Below are 3,928 nucleotides of genomic sequence, written 5' to 3' on the forward strand. Positions count from 1 at the left end.
TCACTATATGGCCACAAGGTGTGATTTCGTACGAATGGAATACGCTCAGAAACGTATTAAATAATGGAATGATACGGTTTGGCCATAGCCAACAAGCTGTAAACACTTGGCAGCACGCAAATGTTCTTCCACTTGAAGATCCTGATCAGCTCATAAAGCACTACATTAAAAACTCCCCTACACAAATTGCATGTTCCATCGGCACAATTTTTGATGCTGACAATGTTGTAGTGCAAACGGAGATTAATGGAATCGAAATTCGTTGCAGAGGCCTCGGGCTTTGACTCGACCACGACAGCCAGGCATTGCCTGGCTTTTATTGATCGTAAGCGCTCCATAAACCCCAGCTTGTAAACGATGGGGCGGTGCGTCAGCGATGTTTCAGTGGTTTTTCTGAAGCACCACACTAAGTGTTCAGTCTCGGAGAGTTATGAGTCCACCTTCGTGTTACGCACTGGTTACGACCCGGACATCTGAACCGGACACGTTCTTAATATAGGAGTAACTGGTGCCGAGGACAGCAAGCTGATCAGCAGAGATTTTCGCTGCTGAAATGGCGGGTTGTACGATCACGAATCTGAAAATCATCTCGTGGTCGTGGCACTTGTTGCGAAGCAGCTCCAAATCTATTGGGTGACCCTTGAGGATTCTGTCGAACCCTTTCGGCAGCGATTGCTGGTACCGACCCATCAATCGATTGAAGAATTTTTCCTCGGTGTGCAGCCACTTCACCGAGCGTGAGGCCTGGCCGCAGACCTCGTAGACATCGTTCACACGAGCTCCAGGTCGAGCCTCGCCATCTTTTTGGGGGCAATACTTGCAGTGGTAAAGGTCGACAAAGATTGCGTCTTTGCTCTCTTTGATTGCCACCAAATCCGCAATCTCACCTGCGCCATCATCGTTGAAAATGAATGCATAGTCGTSCTCGATTCGGCTGTAGGTGAACCCTTGGACGGTGTCCTTGTTACGAGATGCTCTCATGGACTCGCTGTGGATCTGAGTGGTCCCCCAGTCCCAAGCCTCAATCAGCGCTATCGGAAGCTTCAAGTCCAAACTATTGGGTGTGTAAAATCGATAATTGCCCTCGACCATCGAACCGTCCACGGCTAGCAGTACCAAGGGGTTCGCATCCAGGTACTTCTCAAACGAGCTCTCTTCAGCGAAAATGATCTTCACCCCAGGGCAGGAGACTGTGTAGCTGTCGTTCAGTAACCGTATCGTGATGTCAGGAAGCTGACACTCCGTGCCATCTGTTGCTATGGCGATGACGGGCACCTCTAGTGTCAGATCGTCGGTCCGCCGAGGCTTGCCAAGCTCGACATCAAGCAGGTTGAAGATCTCACCATTGAGCGCCAGCGAAATTTTCTGCTCGTTTTCGATCGCAATGGACTCAGGCCAATCAGCATAGAAGAGTCCAGTTGGCCAGGCTCCCTCAATCTTCTCCGAGCGAATCACATCCTTGAGCACTTCAGAAGGATTGATCGTGGCATTGTTGAGTTTCTGTGAGGCGCGCTTGCACCACTCAATCCAGTAAATGATGCTGGAAGAGTTCATCTCCCAGATCTTCCCTTTGTGAGAGCAGCCAACGGTGGTGCGCTGTCCATCTTCATAGCCCGTTGCGAAGATGTTGGACTTTTTCGCCGTGCCGTTCTCGATTTCACTGATGACGGTATTGATGTCCCGCCCGACGTGCATCGTGAATCTCAGATCCTTGCGTGTCCTGGACAGCCCCACGTTCTGCAGCTTCATGAGCTTGATGTCGTGCAGGGTTCGGAAGGTAGGCTCGCCGTTGATTCGCCTGGCATCCTTTGCAATCAAATTCAAAAAACGCGTCGCTTGCGACTCATCACCAGAGGAGTGAATGAAGAGCGTCTTGTCGGGCGCGTGGTAGTACGCCAGGTACAGAATCCAGTTCGTGTCCACAATCGCCGAGGTCTGAGCCCATCCGACGGGTGTTTCTCGTCGGGTCACCATGATGATGGTGTCTGAATCGTCGTTGATAGAAAGGAACTGCAGCGGTTCTTTCTTCTGGGAGAAGTGATTCGCTTTTTCTGGCCGCCAATGGTCGCGCTCCACATGGTAGGCGATCGCACTGATCTTGGGGTTTGGGTTCAACCCGAAGATCTCCTCGGAGTCGGCATCATCCGGGAACTGTTCAGTGAACGTCTCTTTTTCGATTTCGCGGGCGATCTTGTCTTGGCTCACATCTCGAATCACAGCGCTCCAGTCGGCACTTTCCTTGTAAAGCACTGCCATCTGGTAATCGACTTTCTGGTTGGCAATGTTTGAGACGAATTTGGCGTCGCCTAGCGTGTCATCAACCCGGGTTAGCCGACCGATGAACTGTAGCGTGACGGCCGGACTGCGATGCTGGTCGTGAATAGCCGCGATTTTCAGCTCTGGCAGGTCGAAGCCTTCGCCCAGCATGTCCACGCATACGATGATCTTGTATTTCTTCTCGACAATTTCACCCAGCAGCTTGACCCGATTCGGCACCTTGCTGTGGATGAGAATGGGTGAGAGGTCTTCATGCTTTTTGTAGAGTTCAAACAGGGCTTCAGCACGTTTTTGCGATCGTGCGCGTACCATCAGTAGGTGGTTAAAGCCTTGCTCTCGATCGCCTCGCAACAACTCTACCGCCTTATCAGCAACCATTTGGTCAGCCAACTCGAGGTTGTATTCGCGCACTGGGTGAAATTCGATCGACTTGAAGTAGCCATCGATCTGCGCATCCTTCAACGGGTAGTTGTAGATAATCTTGCCTTCAAGGGGCTGATTGTCCTCCCTGAAAGGCGTAGCAGTGAACTGCAGGCATGGCTTCTCTTTAAACGCGTTTTTTACCCGCCCCCATGTCATGGCGGCCACATGATGGGTTTCATCGATGATCAGGTGGCTGCAGAGCTCAGCCAAGGCTCGGAGGGACTCTGTGTCGAATCGCTGCAATGCTTGCGGGGTAGCGACAATTACATTCGCCTCGGCAAGCTGTTGGACATCTTCAGCCGACATTCCTGAGCCGACCGCCCTAACCACAGGGTTAAGTGCTGTGGCAGAAATAGCACCGATCTCCCGAAGTTTTTTCAGCCCGAGGCATTTTTCGACAAGCTGGGAGCGCAAGGCATCTGACGGGACGAGCACCAATGTCCTTGCCAACCGCCCTGCGATAAGCAGACCAAGCATGGTATCGGTCTTGCCGGTACCCGTTGGCATCACGATCGTTGCCGTCGTGGCCGGAGACATCACCAGGTGGCCCAGTGAAGCGTATAGGGCGGCAAGCTGAGGCTTACGCAAGCCGGGCGTATTGGTATCCCGGACTGCTAGGTTGAAGTTGAAGAGGTGTTGCTGCCAGCTTTGATATACGTCTAAGTACTTCCCTGTAGCATCGACCATTGCGTTCACCAATTGAATGTGAAAATCAGCGCTGATTATTCAATGGCCACATGCCATCAGTGAACATCATTTCAGGTGTACCCCGAAAAGCAGTGCTCAAACGCGCCACGCCCTCTACCTCCACCAACCGACGATCGATGCCAAACAGTCCAATCTGAGATGAAGGTACACTGAAAGCCATCCGAATCCATCTTGGTCTATGGAAGAAATCGCCATTCGCGATCACTCGCAAAACTGATGCAATTGAGGGCAAAATTGGGGGCATATTTGATATTTTTCTGCCTGAAAATACCGTCCTAGAGCCAAGTCAAAATGTTTTTTGGCGACCCTGAGAGTCTCTGAATCAAGCCGCGCAGCGCTTAATTCTGCCTCGCCGCCGTGTATTTCTAACGAGCAGCGCAACGCGTCATGTGGAAGGCTGCGGGTCACTACCCGCCCTGCCCCAGAATTCTTCGGCAGACTGACTGAGAATAGCTTTTGGGCGGGTCAGATGAATTTCCAGAGGTATATCCCAGCTTTCGTCGAGCGCTCTGACTAAGCG

2 protein-coding genes and 1 pseudogene are annotated in these 3,928 nt (G+C 51.8%); 1 reads left to right on the plus strand and 2 read right to left on the minus strand.

The genetic code is table 11. The features are described from left to right. Window positions 1-284, plus strand: a 284-nt coding sequence (locus tag AC1DVF_RS28545; protein WP_477783551.1) for a hypothetical protein, incomplete at its 5' end; no start/stop codon positions are given. 163 nt (window positions 285-447) lie between these two features. On the opposite strand, the gene AC1DVF_RS28550 is transcribed toward AC1DVF_RS28545, so the two are convergent. Together AC1DVF_RS28550 and AC1DVF_RS28555 are read right to left on the minus strand one after the other, a co-directional pair. Next, window positions 448-3,387 carry a DEAD/DEAH box helicase gene (locus AC1DVF_RS28550; protein ID WP_477783552.1) on the minus strand — a complete coding sequence of 980 codons (2,940 nt, stop codon included), beginning with the start codon at window positions 3,385-3,387 and terminating at the stop codon, window positions 448-450. 406 nt (window positions 3,388-3,793) lie between these two features. Then, window positions 3,794-3,928: pseudogene (locus AC1DVF_RS28555) on the minus strand (LysR family transcriptional regulator); the annotation flags it as partial.

This window comes from Pseudomonas sp. P4_D7 (assembly GCF_056401755.1).